This window comes from Mycoplasma sp. 06067-C1-B144P-99-0482-3 (genome assembly GCF_051053925.1).
Classification (GTDB): Bacteria; Bacillota_I; Bacilli_A; order Mycoplasmatales; family Mycoplasmataceae; genus Mycoplasma; species Mycoplasma leachii.
Genome location: NZ_CP144017.1, coordinates 845,456 through 871,354, shown reverse-complemented (window position 1 = coordinate 871,354; position 25,899 = coordinate 845,456). Strand labels below are relative to the sequence as shown.

Sequence of the window (25,899 nt, the reverse complement as noted above, 5' to 3'; positions counted from 1 at the left end):
TTTTCGTTCTTTTTCTATAGTTTTTAGCTGTTTTTTTATATATTTTTTTCTATAAAAATCCTAGGTTTTATCGATATTTTGACAAAATAGGCAAAAAAAATAGCATTTCAGCTATTTTTCATATATTCCTATAGTGGTTTTAACGGAAAGTTCTTAATCCACTATGAATTCTTCTTGTTTGGTTTATCATTGTTAGTATTTTTAAATCTTCTTTTCTACTTTCATCTAATTGTTTTCTTCTAACAAAATCAACTTCAACTCAATCAGTTGAACCAATTTCTAATGGCTTTGCAATATAGCGTTTAGTATCTGTTCTAAAGTAAAGTTGTTCATCTGAACCAATTACAAGTTGAATACTTTCTTTTTTATAAAATCTAAAACGTTTACCAAATTCAACGTATGGAGCATAAATTTTAGTTTTATATTCTGCTACACCATTTGCAAATTTTCTAGGTATAGGTAGGTCAAAGAATTTTTCAACTTCATTTTGACCTAGTTGTCTAAATGCATTATCTCTTTTTCTTTTTTTTACATTTACTATTAACAAAATCTATTAATTTGTGTTTTATTTGATTTGCTTGTTCAATTGTTTTTATATCATTTTGTTTAAAGAAGAAAGGTGCATTTTTTTGGACTGTATCTCACATTCTTTCAACATGTGGTTTTGCATTAGCATTAGATGAAGAAATCACCTCTATACCCCTATTTTCAAGCTCTAAACGCGTTCTAGCGTTATTTCTTTCATCTTTTTTAAAATTAGCTCTATTATAAGTAATAATTCTTTGAGGATAGCCATAAGTTCTAAATATTGTTTCAAAAATTTTTTGATAAGAATTTAAAGATTCTTCGTATTCTTCAAAATACATATCAAGTATTTGATTAGTTCCAACATCAACAGCCATAACACATGTTGCTATTGTGTTATTTTGAAAATAATAATGAGTACATCCATCTACTCCTATTACCTGTCCAAATTTATAATTGTTTGCTACTGCTAGTCTGTGTTTTTCTACGTTTTTAGGCACATAAAAAACTAGCTCATTACTATACTTAATTAATTTTCCTTCTTCTTGTTGTCTTCTTATTTTTTTAACTTCTTTTTTGGTTTTACGTTTGCAATAAGGGCTTGCATAACCTTGTTGTATTAGTCTCCTATTTAAAGTTGAATAAGAAATTTTATTTTTAGTGTTAGTTGACATAAGAGTGCTGTGATAGTTTTCTAAAGTTAAATAAGAACAACTAGCATTATTTACATCTCCACCAGTTATTTTTACTTGTTTTTGGTATTTTTCACCTAAATTATGTATTATCTCATCACTATATTTTTGAGCATTTTTATTATTAGTGTTTTTATGTGAAAGAATTAGCTCTGCTTCCTTGTTCTTTCATTTAATATATTCACTTTTATATTTTTTTACAGTAGAAAGTGATTTTTGAAACTGTATAGCGATTGATAACAACTTTCTGTTAGGCTCTTTTTCAAAAGTATCTATTATAAGTTTCTTTTTTTCATTAAACTTTTTATTTTCTTGGATAACAAACATTAGACCTCCTGTTCAATTATAAGATCACAGATCTGTGATCTTATAATTGGTCTGGTACCATTTTGTTTAATAATCCAACATTTGAATAATATTAAAAAATAAAAAAGCTGTTTAGTTTATAATTTAATTAATATAGAAAAGGATATAGTTTATGTTACAAAAACCTCGTGGAACTCAAGACTTTTTTTTAGATGAAACAAAATTATGAATTAAAGTTGAAACTAAATTAAGAGAAATTTTAAAAAAATTTAACTATAGTGAAATAAGAACTCCAATTTTTGAATCAAAAGAACTATTTATTAGAAGTATTGGTTCAACTAGTGATATTGTTTCAAAAGAAATGTATGAATTTGTTGACAAAAAAAATCGTAGTTTAGTTTTAAAACCAGAAGGAACAGCTAGTGTTGTTAGAGCTGTTGTTGAAAATAAACTATATGCTGAAGACTATTTACCTTTTAAAACTTATTATATTAGTCCAATGTTTAGATATGAAAGACCACAAAATGGAAGATATCGTCAATTTCATCAATTAGGAATTGAAGTTTATGGAAGTGATTCAATTCAACAAGATTATGAAGTTTTAAATATAGCTAACAATATCATTAATGATTTTAAGTTAAATAAAAATATTAAAATTTATACAAATTATTTGATAACTGGAAAAAATAGAGAACAATACATTTTAGAATTAAAAAAATACTTAGCTGATTTTAAATTATGTAATGATTGTAATATTAGGATTGAAAAAAATCCTTTAAGAGTATTAGATTGTAAAATTGATGACAAACAATTTAAAAATGTTCCTAGTATGAAAGATTTTTTAACTAGTGAAGAACAAAAAAGATATCAACAAACACTTGACTTATTTAAACAAATGAATATTTCAACTATTCATGATGATAAATTAGTTAGAGGTTTAGATTATTACACTGGATTTATTTTTGAAATAAAATATGAAACTAAAAATATCGAACAAACTATTATAGCTGGTGGTAGATATAATAATTTAGTCTATGAAATTGGAAATATTAACTTAGCAGCTTGTGGTTTTGGAATGGGTTTAGAAAGATTTATAAACATTATAAAAGAAAAAAACAATGATCTAAGTAAAAATAATCAAAGTATTGATCTTTATACAATATGTTTAGATCAATCTGCTATAAAACTAAATCAACAAATCTTAGAATTATCTAGATCAATTGGTTTAATATCTGATAGTAACTATTATAATCTTTCTTTAAAATCTGCGTTAAAAAAATCAGATAAACTAAATCCAAAATATTTAATTATTCTTGGTGAAAAAGAAGCAATATCTAATCAATTTGTAATTAAAAATAAAATTAATGAAACTGAAGTTAAAACAACATTAGCTAATTTTGTTAATGATCTAAAATAAGGAGATATATGAAAAGAACACATACTTGTGGTGAATTAACATTACAAAATGTTGATCAAAAAGTTATTCTACAAGGTTGAATAAAAAAAATTAGAAAACTAGGGGCAATGGTTTTTATTGATTTAAAAGATAGATATGGAGTTACTCAATTAGTTATTGAACAAGAAAATATTAATTTAATTGATAATATTAAAAATGAATACGTAATTGAAATTAATGGAATTGTTGTTAAAAGAAAATCAGTTAATAAAGAATTAAGTACTGGAGATATTGAAGTTATTGTTAAAGATCTTTTAGTAATTAATAAATCTGAACTAACTCCTTTTGTTTTAGAAAATGATGTTAATGTTAATGAAGATACTAGATTAACTTATAGATATTTAGATCTAAGAAGACAAATTATGCAAAATAATTTAATTACTAGAGCAAAGATTAATCATATTATTAGAAATTATTTAACTGATTTAAATTTTTTAGAAGTAGAAACTCCTTATTTTGCAAAATCAACTCCAGAAGGTGCTCGCGATTTTTTAGTACCTTCAAGATTAAATAAAAATAAATTTTATGCTTTACCTCAATCACCGCAATTATTTAAACAATTATTAATGATTTCTGGAATTGATAGATATTATCAAATTGTTAGATGTTTTAGAGATGAAGATTTAAGAATCGATCGTCAACCTGAGTTTACTCAACTAGATTTAGAAATGAGCTTTGCAACTAGTGAAGATGTAATGCAAATTAGTGAGACTTTAATTAAAAAAATTTTAAAAGAAATTAAGGACTTTGAAATTAAAGAACCTTTATTAAGATTAAGTTATAAAGATGCTATTGATTTATATGGTAGTGATAAACCAGATTTAAGATATGATTTAAAAATTCATACTTTAAATGATATTTTTAAAAATAGTGATATTAAAATGTTTTTAGATTCACAAAATAAATATATAAGAGCTGTTTGTATTGATCAATTATTAACCAAAAAACAACTTGAAGAACTTAATCAACAAGCAAAACAATTTCACTTTAATTCAATAGCTTTTATTAAAGTAGAAAATAATACTTGATCAGGAAGTTTAGCTAGTCAACTAACTGAAATACAAAAAGAACAATTAATAAAAGAATTTGATATCAAAAATAAAGCTACTATTATTTTAAATATTGGAAAATATGAAGAAATTTCTCAATTAATGGGAGCTATTAGAATTAATTTAGCTAAAATGTTTAATTTAGAAACTAAAGATGATTTTAAATTATTATGAGTTGTTGATTTTCCTTTATTTGAATTTAGCGAACAAGAAAATAGATATGTAGCAGCTCATCACCCATTTACAAGTCCAAAAGAAGAATCATTAATAGATTTTGATACTAATAAAAAAGATGCATTAGCTTGTGCTTATGATTTGGTTATGAATGGATTTGAAATAGGTGGTGGAAGTCAACGTATTACTAATTCTGAAATTCAACAAAGAATGTTTGATGCTGTTGAACTAAGTCAAAAGCAAGTAGAAGCTAATTTTGGTTGATTTATGAATGCTTATAAATATGGTGCTCCTTATCATGCAGGAATTGCTTGAGGATTAGATAGAATTAGTATGATTCTAACTGATTCAAATTCTATTAGAGATGTAATTGCTTTTCCAAAAAACTCACTAGGAGTTGATATGATGAGTAATGCTCCTGATTTAGTAAGTGACAAACAATTAGATGAGCTAAACATAAAAACAATTGAATAAAAATAAAAAGTAGGCTTAGCCTACTTTTTTCCTGTCATATAATCATCAAAATTTCGATCTCAATCAAGTCGTTCCATTCTTTCTGAATAATATAACTTATTATTATAATCATATATGCCAATACTTGCTAATTGTTCAAATTCTAAAGTTTCAAATAACAATATTGAATAATATAAAAATGATTGAAAAATTATAAGAAATTTTAAAAATTTATTAGCTATTTCTAATTGTTCTGGATAAACTAAAAATCCATCTTCATTAATATCTTCCATAAAATCACTTATAGTTTCATCTAACATATAAATGTAATCTATATATTTTTCTTCATCTTTAAACTTAAGTGCTCTTGTTATTTTATTAATAAGGGTTTTTTGAATTTCTTTAAAATCAGCAATATCAACTACAATTTTTAAATCATAAAGTTCTTTTAAAAAATCTGGCAAAGCAGCTTTTGTATATGCTATATAAGCCTCTTTAATATTTAAATCTATGCCTGTTTCTTTTAAAAATCCAGATTTACTATCAATTTTTTTATAAAAAGTAGAAAAATTATCAAAAACATTTAACAATTCATGAAGTTCAATTATAAAAATTTCATAAAAATCTCGTTTAATATATCTCTTAAAATCAGCTATTACAAATGTTGGTATAACTTTCAAATACATTTCTTCAATTCATTTTTTAAAAGCTGAAATTTCTGGGTTTTTTGTTCATTCTTCAATTGCTTTTTTTGAAAATTCAGTTGTTAATTTACCTGATTCTTGAGAAATTGAATAAATCTCATCAACTAGTATTTTTAAAAAACTATAATCGTACTTAAACATATTTTCTTCCTTTCTATAATTAGGCAATATAATTTAATCATCTATTTTTAAAATTGCAACAAAAGCCTCTTGTGGAACTTCTACAGTTCCAATTTCTTTCATTTTTTTCTTACCTTCTTTTTGCTTTTCTAATAATTTCTTTCTTCTAGATTTATCTGCAGCATGAAGTTTTCAAGTAACATCTTTTCTATAAGCTTTTATAGTTTCTCTTGAAATTACTTTATTTCCAATTGTTGCTTGTACTGGCACTTCAAAATTTTGTCTTGGAATTAATTCTTTTAATTTTAAAGTTAAAGCACTTCCTCTTTGATAAGCAAACTTTTGATTAACTATCATTGAAAATGCATCAACCATTTCTCCATTTAATTTAATATCCATTCTCACTAATTTTGATTCTTTATAACCAATAAGCTCATACTCAAAAGAAGCATATCCTTTAGATATAGATTTTAATTTATTAAAAAAATCAAAAATAATTTCTGCTAATGGCATTTGATAAATTAAAATTCGCCTATTATTGTCAATCACTTCCATATTTTTATAAATACCAAGTTTGTTTTGGCATAAATTCATCAAATCTCCAATATATTCACTTGGTGTTGCTATTTTAATTTCAACAAATGGCTCTTCAATTTTTGAAATTTTTTGAGCTTCAGGTAGTAGTGCAGGATTATCTAATTCTATTACTTGTTTATTTGTTAAATGAACTTTATAAACTACACTAGGAGCAGTTGCAATCAACTCAAGATTATATTCTCTTTCTAGTCTTTCTTGAATTACTTCCATATGTAATAATCCTAAAAAGCCACATCTAAAACCAAATCCTAAAGCTTGACTAGTTTCTGGTTCATAAACTAAAGAAGAATCAGATAATTCAATTTTTTCTAAAGCTTCTTTAAAATCTTGATATTTATTAGTATCAATTGGATAAATTCCACAATATACCATTGGCTTTAATTTTTTATAACCGTCAAGTGGTTCACTAGCAGGATTTAAAACACTTGTAATAGTATCTCCAACATTAACATCTTTAATAGTTTTAATTGAAGCAGCAACTCAACCAACTTCACCAGCTTCTAAAAAATCTTTTTTAACAATTTTTGGAGTTTTTATTCCTAAAGAAGTAACTTCATATTCAGCATTAGTAGACATTATTTTGATTTTATCACCAACTCTTAGCATCCCTTGTTTTAATCTTATTGACATAACAACACCTAAGTATTTATCATAATAAGAATCAAAAATTAAAGCTTTTAAAGGGGCATTGTCAATAGCATCGCTTGGTGATGGAATTTTTTCAACTATTGCTTGTAAAACATCTTGAACATTTAATCCAGTTTTTGCTGAAATTAAAGGGGCATTACTACAATCTAATCCTATAATTTCTTCAATCTCTTGTTTAACTTTATCAACATCAGCACTAGGTAAATCAATTTTATTAATTACTGGAATTATTTCTAAATTACTATCTATTGCTAAATAAACATTAGCTAAAGTTTGAGCCTCAACTCCTTGAGAAGCATCAACAACTAAAATAGCACCTTCACAAGCTGCTAAGCTTCTTGAAACTTCATAAGTAAAATCCACATGACCTGGAGTATCAATTAAATTAAAAATATAATCTTGGTCATCTTTTGAATGATATTTTAGCTGAACTGAGTTTAATTTAATTGTAATTCCTCTTTCTCTTTCAATATCCATTGAATCTAATAATTGATCTTGCATTTCTCTTTTTTCAACTGTATTTGTTAGTTCTAAAATACGGTCAGCTAGTGTAGATTTACCATGATCAATATGAGCAATAATACTAAAATTTCTGATTTTAGATTTATCCATATAAAACCTTTCTTTAAATATGTATTGAGTGTGTATTAATAAAAGTAATTACTTGATTTTCTAGTTTTAAATTAGAATTACTAAACATCTTATTTTTAAGATCATCAATATAACTCAAACTTATATGATAATCTTTTTTTAAAAGTTGTTTTAATAACTTATATGATGAGTTTAAATATTTTTGTTCTTCTTGATAATTATTATCATTAACAATAATTAAAATAGGTAAATGCTTTTTTATTAAATTAATTTTTTTTCTTTTTAAACTAAAATACATTGTTTTATAAACATCTAACAGACTAATAATATCAAACTTTTTAGAAACAAAATCATCTTCTAAAATATCTAAATATCTATTTAATTTATTTACTAAAAAATTATTATTTTGATTAAACTTATTTAAAAATTTTTTAATAAAACTATATTGATGAAAACTACATTGATTTTTATTTTTAAAAAACAATTTAATAAATATTAATTTAAATATTTGTTTAATAATTGTTTTTTTATTTAACTCTAAATAATTAGATAAAATTAACCCATCTATAGTTTCAGAATATTTAATACTATAAGCTTTACTAAAAGCACAATAAACTGAATGAGAAAACATGAAAATAGGTAACTTATATTGCTTTTTTATAAAATGATTAATTTCTTTTAAATCTTCAAGATTAATTTTTCAATTATTATTTAATATTCTAGCTTGTTTTCTAATATTTAAAGAATTTTGAATTGAATTACAAACAACTATAATCTGATTATTATTAAGTACTTTAAAAAAGTTCTTATAAAAATCTATGATATTTAAATTACTACTTATAATATGTAAAACTGCCTTAGGTTTTTTAACTTTATCAAAAACATAAGTTTTAACTTGATGATCATCAATTGTTTGAATATCAATTTGTTTCATTTTAAACCTCTTTAAAAACAAATTCTAAAGTTGCTTGCTTTGCTAATTTATCAGCTAAATCATTATACTTATTATTAGTATGTGATTTTATTCATTTAAATTCAACACTAATTTGATCCTTATATTTATTAAAAAAATCTTTATATTCTTTTGTAAAATCTAAATTAGCTTTTCACTGATTTAAAGCTCATTTACTAACCCCTTGATAATCATGATAAATAATAACTTTTGAAATTTTATTAGCTATACAAAACATGATTGTTTGTTTAACAGCCATTATTTCTCCTGCTACATTTCTTAAATTAGCTAAATTAGAATCATTAAATCGTTGACTCAAATGAAATTCTCTATTTTTTAAAAAAACAACAACACCATAAGAAAAAGTATTATTTAAAGTATCATAACTACCATCAGTGTATGCTATACAACTATTTTTATCATTAGTAAAATTTTTTAATGGTTTTTGATCAGTATCATTTAAAAAATCTCTAGCTTGTTTTAAAGTTGAAAAAGATTTATGAACAGCATTAGAATAATTTTCAACTTGTTTTTTAGCTTCATCTCAAGTTGTATAAATACCAGTATTTCAACCTTTTTTTACAGCATAATACTTTTTAATCATAACTTTTCCTTTCTAATAAGCTCTTGCAAATATTACTTGTAAACAAGTGTCTTTTTTACAATTAAAACATTTTGCTTTAATTTCTTTTTTATCAAAAGGAATACATCTTGAGTTAGTTAAAGTTTTTGTTTTAATATCTTCTTCACATTCAACTCTTCCACAAAATGGAACTAATACAAAACCTTGATTTTGTTTTAAAATTTCAATATATTCTTCAATTGTATTAGCTTTAAAAGTTCTATTTTTTCTATTTTCTAAAGCATTATTATAAAGTGATAAATCATAATCTTTGATCATTTGATCAACTACTTTTTTGACATCTTTATAATTAATTTTAATTTTAATTTCTTGTTGATCTCTTCTTGAAATTGTAATTTGATTATTTTCTAAATCACGAGGTCCTATTTCAATTCTAATTGGTATTCCTTTAATTTCTGCTTCACTAATTTTAAATCCAAAGCTTTTATCACTATTATCTACATCTATTCTATAATCAGATAATTTTTCTTTAATATTTTCAACAACTTGATCAATTTGTTCGGTATTTTTAATTTGAATAATTTGGATTTGAATTGGAGCTATTTTACTTGGTAAGACTAAACCATTATCATCACTATGAGTCATAATAAGAGCACCAATTAATCTTGTTGAAACTCCTCAACTTGTTGAATAAGCATGTTCTAACTTATTTTCTTTGTTTTGGAATTTAATATCATAAACTTTTGTAAAGTTATCAGCAAAAAAATGAGAAGTACCACACTGTAAAGCTTGACCATCAAACATTAAAGATTCAATACTATAAGTATCTTTTGCTCCTGCAAATTTTTCTTTTTCAGTTTTTTTACCACAAATTACAGGTAGTAACAAAACTTCTTTTGCAAACTTTTCATAAATATCTAATATCTTTAAACAAAAATTTTCTGCTTCATTATAAGAACTATGAACAGTGTGACCTTCTTGTCATAAAAACTCACTAGTTCTTAAAAAAGGACGAGTAGTTTTTTCTCATCTCATCACATTACATCATTGGTTATAAATTAAAGGTAAATCACGATAAGAATTTATTTCATTACTAAAATAATCCATCATTAAAACTTCACTAGTTGGTCTTATAAATAAATTTTCTTCTAATTTTTTTTGTCCAACTCTAGTAACAGTTGCAATTTCTGGAGAAAATCCATCAATATGATCTTTTTCTTTATTAAACAATGATTCAGGAATTAATAATGGAAAATAAACATTATCTACATTTACTTTTTTAAATTCTTCATCTAAATACTTTTGAATTAATTCTCAAATTCTATATCCATATGGTCTAAAAATCATAGTTCCTTTAACAGAACCATAACTAGCTAATTTTGTATTTAAAACAATATCTGTATATCATTGTGAAAAGTCAATATTTCTTGGAGTTATTTTATCTAGTTGCTTTTTCATTATCATTATTACTTTCTATTTGATCTATTTCATTTTCATTTTTATAATATATTCTTATTCTATTATTTAACATAACTTCTTCAACATATTTTTTAGCTTGTTGATATGTTTGATAATCTCTAAATAATAATCATTCAATACTATCTATTTCAATTTTTTGATTAATAAATACTATAGATAAAGATTTATCTCAAACTCAATCTTTACTAGTGCGTGTGTATAAACTATAAGGATTTATTCCAATTGTTAAAAAATTGTCATAATTAAATTTTTGATCATCTATTGATTCTTTTATTCACTTTCAAAATTGAGCTCTTGATGAAACATCAAATTCTAATCCAATTAAAAAATCTTTTTGCTGATATGATCAAACAATATATTCTTCATTAGATTCTAAATTAATGTTTTTAACTGGACAAATACCATGCTGTAAAATGTTTAATCAATTTTTAGAATTTGTATAAAATAAAAAATATTGAATATCTTGTTTTTTTATAAAGTCTAAAACATTTTTCTTTTCATTTTCTTTAGTAATAAAAAAAGGATATAAAATATTTTCAAAATAATTATGTTGAATTAAATCATTATCAGTTTTTCAAAATATTAATTTTGATCAAATAGATTTTTTGCTTTTTGATTTATTTTTAATATTTTTATCTACTTTTTTATTCATCATAACTCCATTTATTATTCTTACTATATTATATATTGTTTTAAATTGTTTAAATTAAAAGTTAATTTCTACTATATTAAATTAAAAATAAAAAAAGACTACTTATGTAGTCTATTTAATTTCTAATGGCGGGTTAAGAGGGACTCGAACCCTCGCGCCGGAGACCGACCTAACACCTTAGCAGGGTGTCCTCTTCACCAACTTGAGTATTAACCCATAAAGTAATACTTTTTAATTATACACAAAAATATTAATAATTTAAATTAGATTCAATAAAGCGTGTTGGATTATTAAACAAAATGGTACCAGACCAATTATAAGACCACAGATCTGTGGTCTTATAATTGAACAGGAGGTCTAATGTTTGTTATCCAAGAAAATAAAAAGTTTAATGAAAAAAAGAAACTTATAATAGATACTTTTGAAAAAGAGCCTAACAGAAAGTTGTTATCAATCGCTATACAGTTTCAAAAATCACTTTCTACTGTAAAAAAATATAAAAGTGAATATATTAAATGAAAGAACAAGGAAGCAGAGCTAATTCTTTCACATAAAAACACTAATAATAAAAATGCTCAAAAATATAGTGATGAGATAATACATAATTTAGGTGAAAAATACCAAGAACAAGTAAAAATAACTGGTGGAGATGTAAATAATGCTAGTTGTTCTTATTTAACTTTAGAAAACTATCACAGCACTCTTATGTCAACTAACACTAAAAATAAAATTTCTTATTCAACTTTAAATAGGAGACTAATACAACAAGGTTATGCAAGCCCTTATTGCAAACGTAAAACCAAAAAAGAAGTTAAAAAAATAAGAAGACAACAAGAAGAAGGAAAATTAATTAGGTATAGCAATGAGCTAGTTTTTTATGTGCCTAAAAACGTAGAAAAACACAGACTAGCAGTAGCAAACAATTATAAATTTGGACAGGTAATAGGAGTAGATGGATGTACTCATTATTATTTTCAAAATAACACAATAGCAACATGTGTTATGGCTGTTGATGTTGGAACTAATCAAATACTTGATATGTATTTTGAAGAATACGAAGAATCTTTAAATTCTTATCAAAAAATTTTTGAAACAATATTTAGAACTTATGGCTATCCTCAAAGAATTATTACTGATAATAGAGCTAATTTTAAAAAAGATGAAAGAAATAACGCTAGAACGCGTTTAGAGCTTGAAAATAGGGGTATAGAGGTGATTTCTTCATCTAATGCTAATGCAAAACCACATGTTGAAAGAATGTGAGATACAGTCCAAAAAAATGCACCTTTCTTCTTTAAACAAAATGATATAAAAACAATTGAACAAGCAAATCAAATAAAACACAAATTAATAGATTTTGTTAATAGTAAATGTAAAAAAAGAAAAAGAGATAATGCATTTAGACAACTAGGTGAAAATGAAGTTGAAAAATTCTTTGACCTACCTATACCTAGAAAATTTGCAAATGGTGTAGCAGAGTATAAAACTAAAATTTATGCTCCATACGATGAATTTGGTAAACGTTTTAGATTTTATAAAAAAGAAAATATTCAACTTGTAATTGGTTCAGATGAACAACTTTACTTTAGAACAGATACTAAACGCTATATTGCAAAGCCATTAGAAATTGGTTCAACTGATTGAGTTGAAGTTGATTTTGTTAGAAGAAAACAATTAGATGAAAGTAGAAAAGAAGATTTAAAAATACTAACAATGATAAACCAAACAAGAAGAATTCATAGTGGATTAAGAACTTTCCGTTAAAACCACTATAGGAATATATGAAAAATAGCTGAAATGCTATTTTTTTTGCCTATTTTGTCAAAATATCGATAAAACCTAGGATTTTTATAGAAAAAAATATATAAAAAAACAGCTAAAAACTATAGAAAAAGAACGAAAAATATAATACAATTATAGTGACTAAAGCACTACATAAGGAGAAGGAAAATGCCTATACCAAAAGAGATATTAGCTGTCGAAAGACCAAAAAATACAAGAGTAAAGAAAAACGGAAATAGATATGATGTTATTAAAAGAACAAGTGTTTGAAAAAATGGAAAATCTGTTCCTGTAGAACTGGGTAAAATCGGTGAAATAATAAACTTTGAATATGTAGAAACTAAAACAAGTAGACTTAACTTTGCTTTGTGTGACATAAAACAATTCGGAAGAACTGAAATTGCTTATAAATTATCAAAAGATGTATTTGAAGATCTTTGCAAAGTTTATAATCCTTCAGATGCAAAAATAATTTATGCAATAGCAATTATTAGAGCAGCTTATGGAAATATCACTAATCGAGAAATTAATAGAAAATATCAATGTTCATTTTTCTCTGAACAATTTCCAGGTATAGGACTTTCATCTAGTAACATTTCAAGGTTTTTAGAAAAGTTAGGATATAACTACAGATGCATCAAACAATTCATTCAAAATAGAATCGATACTGTTTCTCCTGGATCTACTATTGTAATTGATGGTATGTTAAAAAAATGTAGTTCTAAAAGTTCTGATTTTACAAAATGATCGTGAAAAGCTAGAACTAAAGGAGTGCAAAACATTTCTGTTCTATATGCTTTTGACCTAAACAAAAAAGAACCCATTGCAAGTAAGGTTTTTCAAGGAAACACACTAGATACAATGGCGTTCAATAGATTTATTGATGAATTTTCACTAAATAATTGCTTAATCATGGGAGATAAAGGAATTCTTTCTAAAGAAAGTTTAGATAAATTAAATACTCAAAAGAAAAATGTTAAAAATCTTTTCCCTATTAAAAGAAACGATAAAAGAATCAAAGCTTTAGAGTTATCTAAATATGAAATGACTTTCAATTCTGATGAAGATATTATTTTATGTAAAAAAGCAAAACTAGATCAAGGCGAATTTTTATATTCATTTAAAAGCACAAATGACTACAGCCAAGAAAGAAGAGCTTATTTAGATAAAGTTAATCGTGAACAAAGTTTTAATAACGAACTTTTACAAGAAAAAGAAAATCTTTTTGGAACAATTACTTTTATTTCCAACGAAGATTTATCTTTAAAACAAATATATGATCTTTACAAAACAAGATGAGAAATTGAAGAATTTTTCAACTTCTATAAAAACATTGTTGAACTGGATTTTGTAAGAGTACAGCAAAACACAAGTGTAATTGCTACTGAATTTATAAACTTAATAAGTTCTATAATCACTTCAAGAATGAAAAAAGAATTTGAAGAAAAAGGATTAACAGAGAGGTTCTCATTTAATCAAATAATGGAAAGATTAAGTTCAGCTAATAAGTATTTAGATGGTACAACTAAAAAATGACACTATACAAGTGAAAAGAAATATACTGACAATATTATTGATATTTTAAACCTATAGTGGCAAAAATGATAAATTTCTTAGTGGATTAGACAAAACACTCTTATACATAAAAAAATACCCCAATGGATTACCTAGTGAGTTAGTTGACGAGATCTCAGGAATCGTATTGAGGGTTAAAAGTGATTGTTCAAGGTTTTCCCATGAACTCAAAGATAAATTAGGCTTGTTAGAATAGATCTATTATTCTCTATTATTTCGCTGCTTTACCTGGAGTTGTTCCATCAGCTTTACCTGGAGTTGTTCCATCAGCTTTACCTGGAGTTGTTCCATCAGCTTTACCTGGAGTTGTTCCATCAGCTTTACCTGGAGTTGTTCCATCAGCTTTACCTGGAGTTGTTCCATCAGCTTTACCTGGAGTTGTTCCATCAGCTTTACCTGGAGTTGTTCCATCAGCTTTACCTGGAGTTGTTCCATCAGCTTTACCTGGAGTTGTTCCATCAGCTTTACCTGGAGTTGTTCCATCAGCTTTACCTGGAGTTGTTCCATCAGCTTTAGACTCTTCCTCTTTTTTATCTTCTTTTGTCATTTCTGATGGTTTTTCAGAAGTTCCATTATTATTTATTTCAGTATTTGATCTATCACCACATGCAACTACAGCAGCACTAGTTGATGCAATTAAACCTACTGAACCTAGTAAAGTTAATAATTTTTTCATTAATTATCCTTTCAAAAACCGGTTATTTTAGCTACATATTATGTATTCTATATAGCTGAAATTCATTATATATATATATATATATATATATATATATAATGTCAAGCATACATACACGGTTGGTTGGATTATTAAACAAAATGGTACCAGACCAATTATAAGACCACAGATCTGTGGTCTTATAATTGAACAGGAGGTCTAATGTTTGTTATCCAAGAAAATAAAAAGTTTAATGAAAAAAAGAAACTTATAATAGATACTTTTGAAAAAGAGCCTAACAGAAAGTTGTTATCAATCGCTATACAGTTTCAAAAATCACTTTCTACTGTAAAAAAATATAAAAGTGAATATATTAAATGAAAGAGCAAGGAAGCAGAGCTAATTCTTTCACATAAAAACACTAATAATAAAAATGCTCAAAAATATAGTGATGAGATAATACATAATTTAGGTGAAAAATACCAAGAACAAGTAAAAATAACTGGTGGAGATGTAAATAATGCTAGTTGTTCTTATTTAACTTTAGAAAACTATCACAGCACTCTTATGTCAACTAACACTAAAAATAAAATTTCTTATTCAACTTTAAATAGGAGACTAATACAACAAGGTTATGCAAGCCCTTATTGCAAACGTAAAACCAAAAAAGAAGTTAAAAAAATAAGAAGACAACAAGAAGAAGGAAAATTAATTAGGTATAGCAATGAGCTAGTTTTTTATGTGCCTAAAAACGTAGAAAAACACAGACTAGCAGTAGCAAACAATTATAAATTTGGACAGGTAATAGAAGTAGATGGATGTACTCATTATTATTTTCAAAATAACACAATAGCAACATGTGTTATGGCTGTTGATGTTGGAACTAATCAAATACTTGATATGTGTTTTGAAGAATACGAAGAATCTTTAAATTCTTATCAAAAAATTTTTGAAACAATATTTAGAACTTATGGCTATCCTCAAAGAATTATTACTGATAATAGAGCTAATTTTAAAAAAGATGAAAGAAATAACGCTAGAACGCGTTTAGAGCTTGAAAATAGGGGTATAGAGGTGATTTCTTCATCTAATGCTAATGCAAAACCACATGTTGAAAGAATGTGAGATACAGTCCAAAAAAATGCACCTTTCTTCTTTAAACAAAATGATATAAAAACAATTGAACAAGCAAATCAAATAAAACACAAATTAATAGATTTTGTTAATAGTAAATGTAAAAAAAGAAAAAGAGATAATGCATTTAGACAACTAGGTGAAAATGAAGTTGAAAAATTCTTTGACCTACCTATACCTAGAAAATTTGCAAATGGTGTAGCAGATGAACAACTTTACTTTAGAACAGATACTAAACGCTATATTGCAAAGCCATTAGAAATTGGTTCAACTGATTGAGTTGAAGTTGATTTTGTTAGAAGAAAACAATTAGATGAAAGTAGAAAAGAAGATTTAAAAATACTAACAATGATAAACCAAACAAGAAGAATTCATAGTGGATTAGACAAAACACTCTTATACATAAAAAAATACCCCAATGGATTATCTAGTGAGTTAGTTGACGAGATCTCAGGAATCGTATTGAGGGTTAAAAGTGATTGTTCAAGGTTTTCCCATGAACTCAAAGATAAATTAGGCTTGTTAGAATAGATCTATTATTCTCTAATTTCTTTGATAATATAATTATAACTTATAGTACCATTTTGTATAATAACCTACGTTTTTATTTTTTAATATTATTCAAATAGCACTAATTTATTATTATAGATAAATTCTTATATAAAATAAAACTAGGTTATATTTTTTATAAAATTTATAATTTTTGTAAGTGGTATAATTTAAATAACAAAAGGAGAATTTTATGGCAAATATAAAAACTCAAAAGAGAAAAGAATCATTGCTTTTAAGAGAATTAAACTTAATTTTACAACGTGAAATGAAAAGCGAAATTTTAAAATCAATTTCAGTTGTTGAAACTAGATTATCTGCTGATAATAGTCATGTTAAAATTTTTTATCAATTTATTCCAATTATTGAAGATTTAACAATACAAACTATTGAAGAAGAATTAGAAAATAATTTAAAAGAAATTAGAATGATATTAGCAAGCAAACTAGATTGAAGAACTGTTCCTGAATTAACTTTTGTTTATGATAATAGTTTAGATAGAGTTAATCAAATTGATAAAATTTTAAAAGAAGAAAAAAATAAATAATATTAAATTTCCAAGTTTTATACTTGGATTTTTAAATAGAAACTAAGTTATGCAACAATCAGGTATTTTTATTTTAAATAAACCAAAAAATATATCAACTTATCAATTAATTAATCAAGCTAAAAAAAAGCTAAACATTAAAAAAGTTGGTCATTGTGGTACTTTAGATTTACTAGCAACTGGGGTTGTTATTTGTTTAGTAAATAATGCTACTAAAATTAGTGATTATTTATTAAATGCTAATAAAGCTTATCAAGTAAAAATCAAATTATTTACACTAACTGATAGTTATGATAGTGAAGGAAATATAATTAAAACTCAAACTCCTTTTGATATTAGTTTAGATCAAATAAATAAAGTAATTAATAAGTATAACAATTATTCTTATGAACAATACCCACCAATTTATTCATCTATAAAAGTTAATGGTAAAAAACTTTATCAATATGCTTTAACTAACCAATATGTTGAAATTAAAAGTAGAAAAGTAACTATTTATAAAACTAGTTTATTAAGTTATGATCAAAAAAATTATGAGATTTTTTTAGATGTTAAGTGCAGTAAAGGAACATATATTAGAAGTTTAGCTGTTGATATATGCAAAGATTTAAATACAATAGGATATGTAGTTTATTTAAATAGAACACTTTCTGGTAATTTTAAACTAGAAAATGCTATTGATTTAGATAATATTAGTTGAGATCATTTAATCTCAATAAATGATGCAATTAAAATTAATGATTTTAAAGTAGTTAAATATCAAAATAGTTTAGAAATAATACAAGGTAAAAAAATTATTTTAAATGATATTAATGATGATTTAGTTTTTGTTAGTGATGATCAAAATAATATTCTAGCTGTTTATCAAAAATATGATAATAATATCTTTAAAATTAAAAGAGTAGGATTAAATAATGATATATATTAATGACTCCTTTGATAAATTAGAAAAACTAAATACTAAAAAAGCAATTATTACTATTGGTAATTTTGATGGTTTTCATATTTTTCATCAAAAAATCATCAATCAAGTAATTAATATAGCAAAACAAGAAAATCTAACTAGTATAGTAATGTCTTTTGATAAAAAAATTAAAAATAACAAAACTTATACTAATTTAGCAACTAAAAAACAAAAATTAGAATTTATTAATACTAAATTAACAGATTTAGATTATTTTATTGATATAAAAGTTGATGATAGTTTAATCAAAACAACTAAAGATCAATTTATAGATATTTTATTAAACAAATTAAATGTTATTAAAATAGTTGAAGGTCAAGACTTTACATTTGGTTATTTATCTCAAGGAAATATCAATGATTTAATTAGAGTTTTTAGTAAAGAAAATGTGATTATTTTTAAAAGAGATAATGATATTTCTTCAACAAAAATAAAAAAACTACTAGATGAAAATCTGGTAGATAAAGCTCAAGAATTATTAGGAATAGATCTAAAATTAAAATAGTACACACTTTAAAAAAGTATGTACTATTTTTTATTTTGTCTTCTTTTTTTAATAATAAAGAATGCTGATATTAAAACAATAAATACAATAATAGATGAAGATACTAAACCAATAATTAATTTAGTTTTATTATTAGTTTTTATTTCTTTTTGATTATTATTAATAACAGAAAAATTAATAATTACTTTATCTTCTGGATTATTTTCTAAATAAATTTCAGCTTTATTTTTATCTTTTAAACTAATTCTTATATCTTGATCAAACTTAAGTTCAGGATTAGTTTTTAAAAGTTCTACTAATAAAGTTATAGGATCATTTTTTGTAATTTTTAAATTCTTATTTTTTATATGTTTAGATAAAAAGAATTTTGGTTTTGAATTTGGTTGTAAATTATCATCTGGTTTTATAGGTAGTGTTTGACTTGGTTTAATAGTTGATTCAGTATCATTTCCAAAAGGAATTTTATCTGCTTTACTAATTAGATCTAAAAGTTTATTGTTATCATATAAATCTTTTGCATTAGTTAAAACATCACCATCTAATTTAACATCTGGATTAACTCCAAATTCTAAGCTTTTAAATTTAGAGCTTGTAAAAACATTATTAGTACTTAATTGAATAATATCTCCAGTTGGTAAAATAAAATATCCAATTGAACTAGCTCCACCAAAAGTTTTATAACCAATTAATTTTGCTACTTTATTATCTCTTGCTATTTGAGGAAAAATATTACCTGCTGAAAAAGAATATGGAGAAGTTAAAATATAGTATTTAAAGTCAAATTTGTTATATTTTGATTTAATAGTTTCAACTTTTTGTTCTTTTGAAAGTGGATTATAATTATAAACTTTAAATGGCTTATCAGTTAAAAATCCCATAATTTCATAAGCAGCCCCAATAAATCCACCACCATTTTGAGTTACATTAAAAATAATGTTTTTAATTCCCTTTTTTTGAGCTTCTTCTAAGCTTTTTTTAATGTGTGAAGCTGTATTTTCTTCAAATTGTTTAAATGAAATTACTGAAGTAGTATCTGAAATAAAATTATTTTGATATTCGATTTTATTAGGATCCAGTTTAGCTAGTACGTGAAGTAGGTTATTTCAATTATCAGAGCGAACTTTGTTAGATTCTTTTGATATTGGAACTTTTTCAATATCTTTCATTTTGCTAAAATAGCCATCTAGAATATAAGCTGAATGAGGATCATCAAGATCTGCTATTATTTGTCTTGTTGCTAAATAATGACTATCATTTGATTCTAAAATTTTAGATTCATATTTTTTAAAAAACTCTTTATATGATTTATTATTTAGTTTAATTCCATAGTAATGATCAAATAAAAATGACAAATATTTATATTGAAATTCTTTTAAATTTTTAGGAATTTCTGTTTGCATATTTGCTTTTGACATTTTAAGATTTGCTATGCTAAAAAAATCTTTTAGTGAATCAGCAAATCTAAAAACATTAACTTCGTCTTGATTAAAGTAAACTTGAATATTTGAATCACTTAAAAAAATTTGATTTAGCAAAACTATAGGTAAATAAATATCCTTATCGTTCTTTAACATTTCAATATTATAATCTTTTAAATGATATTTGAATTGTTTAATTGGGTTTTCGTTTTTTATTCCTTTAAATTCAAGATCTAATTTTTCTTCTCCACGTTCTTTATCTTTTAAAATTTCAGTAAAAATATTGTTATCTGAAACTATAATATCTTGAGCTTTGTGATCAAATTCAACTTTTAGGTTACTAAAACTAGATGATTTTAAACTAATTGTAGTTTTATTATCTTTAAATTCGTGTGTAACATCATTACGTTTAATTATTGATTCAATACTATCTAAAAATTCATTTATAGAAACATAAGCTACATCTTTGTGAGTATGTATGTTTATTTTTTTCTTTTTAGTGTTTTTAATATTTTTAGCTAAATAATTAAGATTATATTCTTTTAAATTAATAGATGAATTTTGATTATTAACTACATTTATACTATTTGCTAAACTTGGAGTTATTGTATTTGATAATAAGAATAAACTTGATAAAAATAATTTCATAATAACTCCTTTCTACAATGTTTTCTAGTTTTTATTTACGATATTTTGAATGTAATCTAAATCAAATAGTTTTTTAAAATCATAACCTTTTGATTTATCAAATTCTATATCAGGTTTAACACCTAATTCATATGAATTTCAATTATTATCAGTTAAAGTATACATTGAACTTTTTCTAATTATCATACCATTAGGTAGAACACTTAATCTAACTTCACTAGCTCCTCCACCTGATTGATATCCAATAATTTTAGCTATTTTATTAGTTTTACTAATTGAAGCAAATGTATTTCCAGCTGAATAATTAATAGGTGAAGTTAAAATATAGTATTTAAAATTAAATTTACCTATATTTGATGTAATATTTATGATTTCTTTATTATTTGTGTTTGGATATAATTTATGATATTTAAAACTTTGATTTGTTAAAAAACCAATAATTATAAAAGTTGCAAGTAGACTCCCTCCTTTATTTAAAGTTAAATCAAAAACAACATTTTTAACTTCTTTTTTGTTTTTAATTTGTTCAAGTTGATTTTTAACACCTTTTATAGTATCTCTTGTAATCAGATCTATTTTAATAATAGCTGTTTTATTATCTTTAGTATATCTAATATCTTTTTCATTTAATTTACTAGATTCTCTAATTAATTCTCTTTCATATTTTCTAAAGTTTCCAACTCTATCAGTTCTACTACTTTCTTTAACTAATAGATCTTCATCTTTAGTTTTTAAATTATAAAGTGGAGATTGTAATAATACTTTTGTATGAATATCATTTAAATCTCTTATTAATAAATTAGTTGTTTTAAAATGTTCTAAATTATCTTTTAATAAATTAGTTTTGTATTTTGTTAAATAATCTTTATAAGATTTATTTTTTATTTTTAAAGGATAAAAATTATCTAATAAAAATCCTAAATAGTTATATTGAAACTCTTTTAAGTTATTTGATAATTTAATGTCTTGTTTATTAGAACTTAGTTTTTTCTTAGTTTCATTATTGTTATGTTGATAAAGATCAAAAACTTCAAATATAAAAAGATTTTTATTATTAAAATAAATTTGTTTTTCTGATTCACTTAAAAATATTTGATTTAAAACAATTAATGGTAAATATAAGTTGTTATTAGTATGAAACATATAAATATTGTATTTATTTAAATCTATGATTAAAGGTTTAGATTCTAGTGTTTTAAAATAATGATATTTTAAGTTAGTTTCATTTTGATAAGAATTTATTAAGTTATAAAAATTAACACTAGATATGATTATTTTTTTGTTTAAAAAATCAAATTTAATAAACTCACTTATTATAAAATCATTTGTTTTATTTTTATCTTTTGATTGATATTTATTAATTAATTTAATAGTAATTAAGTTATTATTAATTTCTTTTTTAAGCTCTTTATTTAATAAATATGAATTATTGTTATAAATTACTTCTTCAGTTTTTTGATTAATTTCTAAAATATCTTTAAATAAATCTAAAAATTGATCTAAATCAATATAATCTATATCTTGATATTTTGTTAGATTAATTGTATTTTTTGTAAGAATTGTTAAATTTGTTAAATCACTTACTTTATAAGGCGTATTTGATACTTTAAAACTATTAGTTTGTTTTGTTATTCTTTTTTTATTAGATTCATCTAATAGATTTTTAAAATCATTATTTTTGCTATTAGTTGATGAGTTATTAGCTTTATCTTTTTTTATTGAGTTAATATTATTTAAATTAGATTGTTTATCATTATTTTTATTATTAAAAGTTTTATTGTTTAGTTTATTATTTGGATTATTTTGATTGATAGTATTTAGCATATCTGGTTTACAACTTACTAATAATAATGATAGAATTGGTGTTAAGAAAATAATAGTTTTTTTCATTTTGTAATCCTAGACTCTCTAATTATTATTTTATAAAAATTATTTAATGATTTTGCAATTTTTATATTTTTTAAAAAACGTTTAATAACTAAGACAAAATAGTTAGTTTATGATAATATTTAAAAGTTAGTAGTTTACCAAAGACATTATTCTTTCTCAAATATGCCTTTGATAGACATTTAAATACAATTCAAGGAGAAAAATATGATTTCTAAAGAACAAAAACAAGAATTAATTAAAGAGTTTGGTGGTTCAGAAAAAAATACAGGTTTAGCAGAAGTGCAAATTGCTATTTTAACAGCTGAAATTTCTAATATGACTGAACATTTAAAAATGCATAAAAAAGATATTCCTACAAGAAGAAGTTTATTAAAAAAAGTTGCTCAAAGAAGACACTTTTTAGATTATCTAGTTAAAAAAGATGTTAATAGATATAAAGAAATTATTGAAAAATTAGGAATTAGAAAATAATTATATTAAAATATTGACATTGATACTTTTATGTAATAATATATAAAAGTATCAAGTATGCAGGTGTAGTTTAATGGTAGAACTTCAGCCTTCCAAGCTGATTGTGAGGGTTCGATTCCCTTCACCTGCTCCATTGAAAATGACAACAACACTCAGGTGTTGTTTTTTTGTATTCAATTTTAACGTTGTTTTTTTGTATTCAATTTTATGTCTAGTTTTTGATATACTTAAAGTAATAAATTAAAAATTATGAAAGAACAAAATAAAGAACAACTATTAGATAATATTAAATTTAATAATAGTAGAACCCCTTTTTTAATTAATCTCTTATTTCAATTATTTACAACAATTAGCTTATTTTTAGTAATATTATTTTTTATTGGTCCTGATTTAAAAAATTATTCTTGAAATTATTTTAATAAATTAGATAAATTAGCTTATTTATATTTGTTTTTAATTTGTTTAGCTTATTTATTAATAATATTTGTAGTTAATTTTTTATTTGTTTTATTTAAATTTATAAAACCAGATAGTTTCAGTTATTCTTTTGGTTTAGTTTTTGTTGGTATTTTAATAATTTTTACTGGAGATTTATTTTATAATTGAAATATTAGTTTAGTAATTAAAACAATGCTACGATTTATTTTAATAATTATTAGTATGGTATTAGGTGTTTTGCTAGGAACTTTTATAAGTGTTATTTATAAAAATAAAGAATATCAAAAAGAAGAACAAAACCAAGTAATTTTAAAAGCTTATTTAAATAATCAAATTATTCCTACAAAAAAACAATTAAAAAAAATAAAACAAATAGAATATAAAATTGCTAAACAAAAAGAATATATAGAACTTTTAAAGTTTAAAGAAGAATTATATAAAAAAAAGACAGATGATAATTAATCTGTCATTACTTAACTTGCTCAAGTTTATAAGCTTCAAATATATCGCCTTCTTTAATATCATTAAAGTTTTTAATAGTCAATCCACCTTCAAAGCCTGCTTTAACTTCTTTGGCATCTTGTTTTTGATGTTGTAATGAATTAATTTCTCCATCATAAACAACAACACCATTTCTAATTACTCTGATTTTGGCATTTCTTGTAATAGTACCATCAACTACATAAAATCCACCAATAGTTCCAATTGCTGAATGTCTAAATAAAGCTCTTACTTGTGCTTGTCCTAAAACAACTTCTTTAATTTCAGGATCTAAAATTCCTTTAGCAGCATCTTCTAGTTCTTCAATTAATTTATAAATAATGTTATGTAATCTAATTTCAATTCGATCTTCTTCTGCTTTTTTTCTAACTATTGCATCAGGTCTTACATTAAATCCATAAACAATTACTAAACCATCTCTAACTGTTGAAGCTAAAGAAATATCTGAAAGTGAAATAGCTCCAACACTAGCTCTAATAATATTAATTTTTACACCAGAAATATTAATTTTTGATAAAGAACTTTTTAAAGCTTCAACACTTCCTTGAGTGTCAGCTTTAATAATTAAAGTAATATTTTTTAGTTCTCCTTCATCAATATGTTGTTTAATTGCATCTAAAGTAAATGCTTGTTTAGTTCTTCTTTCTTCTTCTTGTTGTTTTTTTAATTGAGCTTCAGAAATTTCACGAGCCATTTTTTCATCATTAATGACAACAAATTTGTCTCCTGCTTTTGGAACTTGATTTAACCCATAAACAACAACTGGTTTACTTGGTTCAGCTTTTAAAACTTTATGTTTGAATTCATCTTCAATATGTTTGATTGATCCAAATGTAGTTCCAACTACCATAATATCTTTAATTTCTAATGTTCCTTGTTGAACCAAAACTGAAGCAACTGGACCTTTTGCTTTATCTAAGTGAGCTTCTAAAACAACTCCAGAAGCAAATCTATCTGGGTTTGCTTTTAAGTTTTCTAATTCAGAAATTAGAATAATAGTATCTTCTAATTTGTCTAAATTAATTTTTTTAATAGCTGATCCTTCAATAAATGGAATATCTCCACCAAATTCTTCAGCAACTAAACCATACTTCATTAATTCAGTTTTTACTCTATTTGGATCAGCTCCAGGTTTATCGATTTTATTAATAAAAACAATAATTGGAACATTTGCTAATTTAGCATGATCAATAGCTTCTTCAGTTTGTGGCATTACTCCATCATCAGCAGCAACTATTAAAACTACAATATCAGTTACATTAGCCCCTCTACTTCTCATTTCAGTAAATGCCTCATGACCAGGAGTATCAATAAATGTAATCTTTTTATTATTTTTAGTAATAATTTGATAAGCACCAATCGCTTGAGTAATTCCTCCAGCCTCACTAGCTACAACATTAGAATTTTTAATTGAATCTAATAAAGTGGTTTTTCCATGATCAACATGCCCCATAATTGTGACAATTGGTGGTCTTTCTTTTAAATGTTTTTCATCATCAACAGTATCTAACAAAGTTTCTAAAATATTTTCTTTAGTTACTGATGTTTCTTTTTTAAAATCAAAACCAAATTCTAAACACAATTCACCCATTTGCTCTTCAGTTAGAAGTGTGTTTTGATTTAATAATAGACCTTGATTAAAGTAGTGTTTTAAAATTACAGTTACTGGTTTATTAATTTTAGTAGCAAATTCTAGTATTGATAGTGGTTCTGTATAAACAAAAATCCCATCAATTAAGCCTATATTAACTTCTTCTTTTAATTGTTTTTTAATATTTTTTGTTTGATTTTGAGCTTTTTGTTTTTTTATATTTTTGACTGGTTTTTTCATATCATATATT

22 protein-coding genes and 2 tRNA genes are annotated in these 25,899 nt (G+C 23.9%); 11 read left to right on the top strand and 13 right to left on the bottom strand.

Annotated features, from left to right (window positions below):
- Positions 1 to 139 precede the first annotated feature (139 nt).
- The gene (locus V2P32_RS03875) at positions 140 to 547 is read right to left on the bottom strand and encodes a hypothetical protein (RefSeq protein WP_434343393.1); all 408 of its coding nucleotides are present in this window, start codon (positions 545 to 547) and stop codon (positions 140 to 142) included.
- On the bottom strand, positions 510 to 1,544 hold the full coding sequence (locus tag V2P32_RS03870; RefSeq protein ID WP_434343392.1) for a hypothetical protein: 1,035 nt from the start codon (positions 1,542 to 1,544) through the stop codon (positions 510 to 512). The genes V2P32_RS03875 and V2P32_RS03870 overlap by 38 nt, the downstream gene beginning before the upstream one ends.
- Before the next feature lie 151 nt (positions 1,545 to 1,695).
- Here V2P32_RS03870 and hisS point away from each other — a divergent pair, with 151 nt between their 5' ends.
- Entirely contained in the window at positions 1,696 to 2,940 is a 1,245-nt protein-coding gene (gene hisS / locus V2P32_RS03865) for a histidine--tRNA ligase (protein WP_434343391.1), read from the top strand.
- 8 nt (positions 2,941 to 2,948) lie between these two features.
- A complete protein-coding gene (aspS, locus tag V2P32_RS03860; protein WP_434343390.1) occupies positions 2,949 to 4,676 on the top strand; it encodes an aspartate--tRNA ligase in 1,728 nt (575 codons plus the stop codon).
- Positions 4,677 to 4,696: 20 nt separating this feature from the next.
- On the opposite strand, the gene V2P32_RS03855 is transcribed toward aspS, so the two are convergent.
- From V2P32_RS03855 to V2P32_RS03825, 7 genes are all read right to left on the bottom strand, one after another.
- Positions 4,697 to 5,500, bottom strand: coding sequence for a hypothetical protein (locus tag V2P32_RS03855; protein WP_434343389.1), 804 nt, complete (start codon positions 5,498 to 5,500; stop codon positions 4,697 to 4,699).
- A 33-nt stretch (positions 5,501 to 5,533) separates the two neighbouring features.
- A complete protein-coding gene (lepA, locus tag V2P32_RS03850; RefSeq protein WP_434343388.1) occupies positions 5,534 to 7,336 on the bottom strand; it encodes a translation elongation factor 4 in 1,803 nt (600 codons plus the stop codon).
- 13 nt (positions 7,337 to 7,349) lie between these two features.
- A complete protein-coding gene (locus V2P32_RS03845) occupies positions 7,350 to 8,249 on the bottom strand; it encodes a phospholipase (RefSeq protein ID WP_434343387.1) in 900 nt (299 codons plus the stop codon).
- 1 nt (position 8,250) lies between these two features.
- Positions 8,251 to 8,871 carry a ribonuclease H1 domain-containing protein gene (locus V2P32_RS03840; RefSeq protein ID WP_434343386.1) on the bottom strand — a complete coding sequence of 207 codons (621 nt, stop codon included), beginning with the start codon at positions 8,869 to 8,871 and terminating at the stop codon, positions 8,251 to 8,253.
- Positions 8,872 to 8,883: 12 nt separating this feature from the next.
- Positions 8,884 to 10,308: a proline--tRNA ligase gene (gene proS / locus V2P32_RS03835; RefSeq protein ID WP_434343385.1), complete on the bottom strand. Its 1,425-nt coding sequence runs from the start codon at positions 10,306 to 10,308 to the stop codon at positions 8,884 to 8,886.
- Entirely contained in the window at positions 10,289 to 10,981 is a 693-nt protein-coding gene (locus V2P32_RS03830; RefSeq protein WP_434343384.1) for a hypothetical protein, read from the bottom strand. The genes proS and V2P32_RS03830 overlap by 20 nt, the downstream gene beginning before the upstream one ends.
- 126 nt (positions 10,982 to 11,107) lie before the next feature.
- Positions 11,108 to 11,197 (bottom strand) — tRNA-Ser (locus tag V2P32_RS03825).
- A 144-nt stretch (positions 11,198 to 11,341) separates the two neighbouring features.
- Here V2P32_RS03825 and V2P32_RS03820 point away from each other — a divergent pair.
- On the top strand, positions 11,342 to 12,745 hold the full coding sequence (locus V2P32_RS03820) for a hypothetical protein (protein ID WP_434343383.1): 1,404 nt from the start codon (positions 11,342 to 11,344) through the stop codon (positions 12,743 to 12,745).
- A gap of 186 nt (positions 12,746 to 12,931) precedes the next feature.
- Positions 12,932 to 14,356: a transposase gene (locus V2P32_RS03815; protein ID WP_434343382.1), complete on the top strand. Its 1,425-nt coding sequence runs from the start codon at positions 12,932 to 12,934 to the stop codon at positions 14,354 to 14,356.
- A gap of 193 nt (positions 14,357 to 14,549) precedes the next feature.
- Here V2P32_RS03815 and V2P32_RS03810 read toward each other — a convergent pair whose 3' ends face one another.
- Positions 14,550 to 15,014, bottom strand: coding sequence for a lipoprotein (locus tag V2P32_RS03810; RefSeq protein WP_434343381.1), 465 nt, complete (start codon positions 15,012 to 15,014; stop codon positions 14,550 to 14,552).
- A gap of 201 nt (positions 15,015 to 15,215) precedes the next feature.
- Here V2P32_RS03810 and V2P32_RS03805 point away from each other — a divergent pair, with 201 nt between their 5' ends.
- From V2P32_RS03805 to V2P32_RS03790, 4 genes are all read left to right on the top strand, one after another.
- Positions 15,216 to 16,658 carry a hypothetical protein gene (locus V2P32_RS03805; protein WP_434343380.1) on the top strand — a complete coding sequence of 481 codons (1,443 nt, stop codon included), beginning with the start codon at positions 15,216 to 15,218 and terminating at the stop codon, positions 16,656 to 16,658.
- A 211-nt stretch (positions 16,659 to 16,869) separates the two neighbouring features.
- A complete protein-coding gene (rbfA, locus tag V2P32_RS03800; protein ID WP_434343379.1) occupies positions 16,870 to 17,223 on the top strand; it encodes a 30S ribosome-binding factor RbfA in 354 nt (117 codons plus the stop codon).
- 49 nt (positions 17,224 to 17,272) lie between these two features.
- Positions 17,273 to 18,151, top strand: coding sequence for a tRNA pseudouridine(55) synthase TruB (gene truB, locus V2P32_RS03795; protein WP_434343378.1), 879 nt, complete (start codon positions 17,273 to 17,275; stop codon positions 18,149 to 18,151).
- Positions 18,138 to 18,692, top strand: a complete 555-nt coding sequence (locus V2P32_RS03790; protein ID WP_013729459.1) for an FAD synthetase — start codon at positions 18,138 to 18,140, stop codon at positions 18,690 to 18,692. Before truB ends, V2P32_RS03790 begins: the two co-directional genes overlap by 14 nt.
- Before the next feature lie 23 nt (positions 18,693 to 18,715).
- Here V2P32_RS03790 and V2P32_RS03785 read toward each other — a convergent pair whose 3' ends face one another.
- Positions 18,716 to 20,758 (bottom strand): S41 family peptidase, encoded by a 2,043-nt coding sequence (locus V2P32_RS03785; protein ID WP_434343377.1) that lies wholly within the window; start codon positions 20,756 to 20,758, stop codon positions 18,716 to 18,718.
- A gap of 24 nt (positions 20,759 to 20,782) precedes the next feature.
- Positions 20,783 to 22,648 (bottom strand): S41 family peptidase, encoded by a 1,866-nt coding sequence (locus tag V2P32_RS03780; RefSeq protein WP_434343376.1) that lies wholly within the window; start codon positions 22,646 to 22,648, stop codon positions 20,783 to 20,785.
- 204 nt (positions 22,649 to 22,852) lie between these two features.
- Here V2P32_RS03780 and rpsO point away from each other — a divergent pair, with 204 nt between their 5' ends.
- From rpsO to V2P32_RS03765, 3 genes are all read left to right on the top strand, one after another.
- Positions 22,853 to 23,119 carry a 30S ribosomal protein S15 gene (rpsO, locus tag V2P32_RS03775; RefSeq protein WP_434343375.1) on the top strand — a complete coding sequence of 89 codons (267 nt, stop codon included), beginning with the start codon at positions 22,853 to 22,855 and terminating at the stop codon, positions 23,117 to 23,119.
- 59 nt (positions 23,120 to 23,178) lie between these two features.
- Positions 23,179 to 23,252: transfer RNA gene (locus tag V2P32_RS03770), tRNA-Gly, on the top strand.
- A gap of 116 nt (positions 23,253 to 23,368) precedes the next feature.
- Positions 23,369 to 24,019, top strand: a complete 651-nt coding sequence (locus V2P32_RS03765; protein ID WP_434343374.1) for a DxFTY motif-containing membrane protein — start codon at positions 23,369 to 23,371, stop codon at positions 24,017 to 24,019.
- 7 nt (positions 24,020 to 24,026) lie between these two features.
- Here V2P32_RS03765 and infB read toward each other — a convergent pair whose 3' ends face one another.
- Positions 24,027 to 25,889: a translation initiation factor IF-2 gene (gene infB, locus V2P32_RS03760; protein ID WP_434343373.1), complete on the bottom strand. Its 1,863-nt coding sequence runs from the start codon at positions 25,887 to 25,889 to the stop codon at positions 24,027 to 24,029.
- Positions 25,890 to 25,899 lie beyond the last annotated feature (10 nt).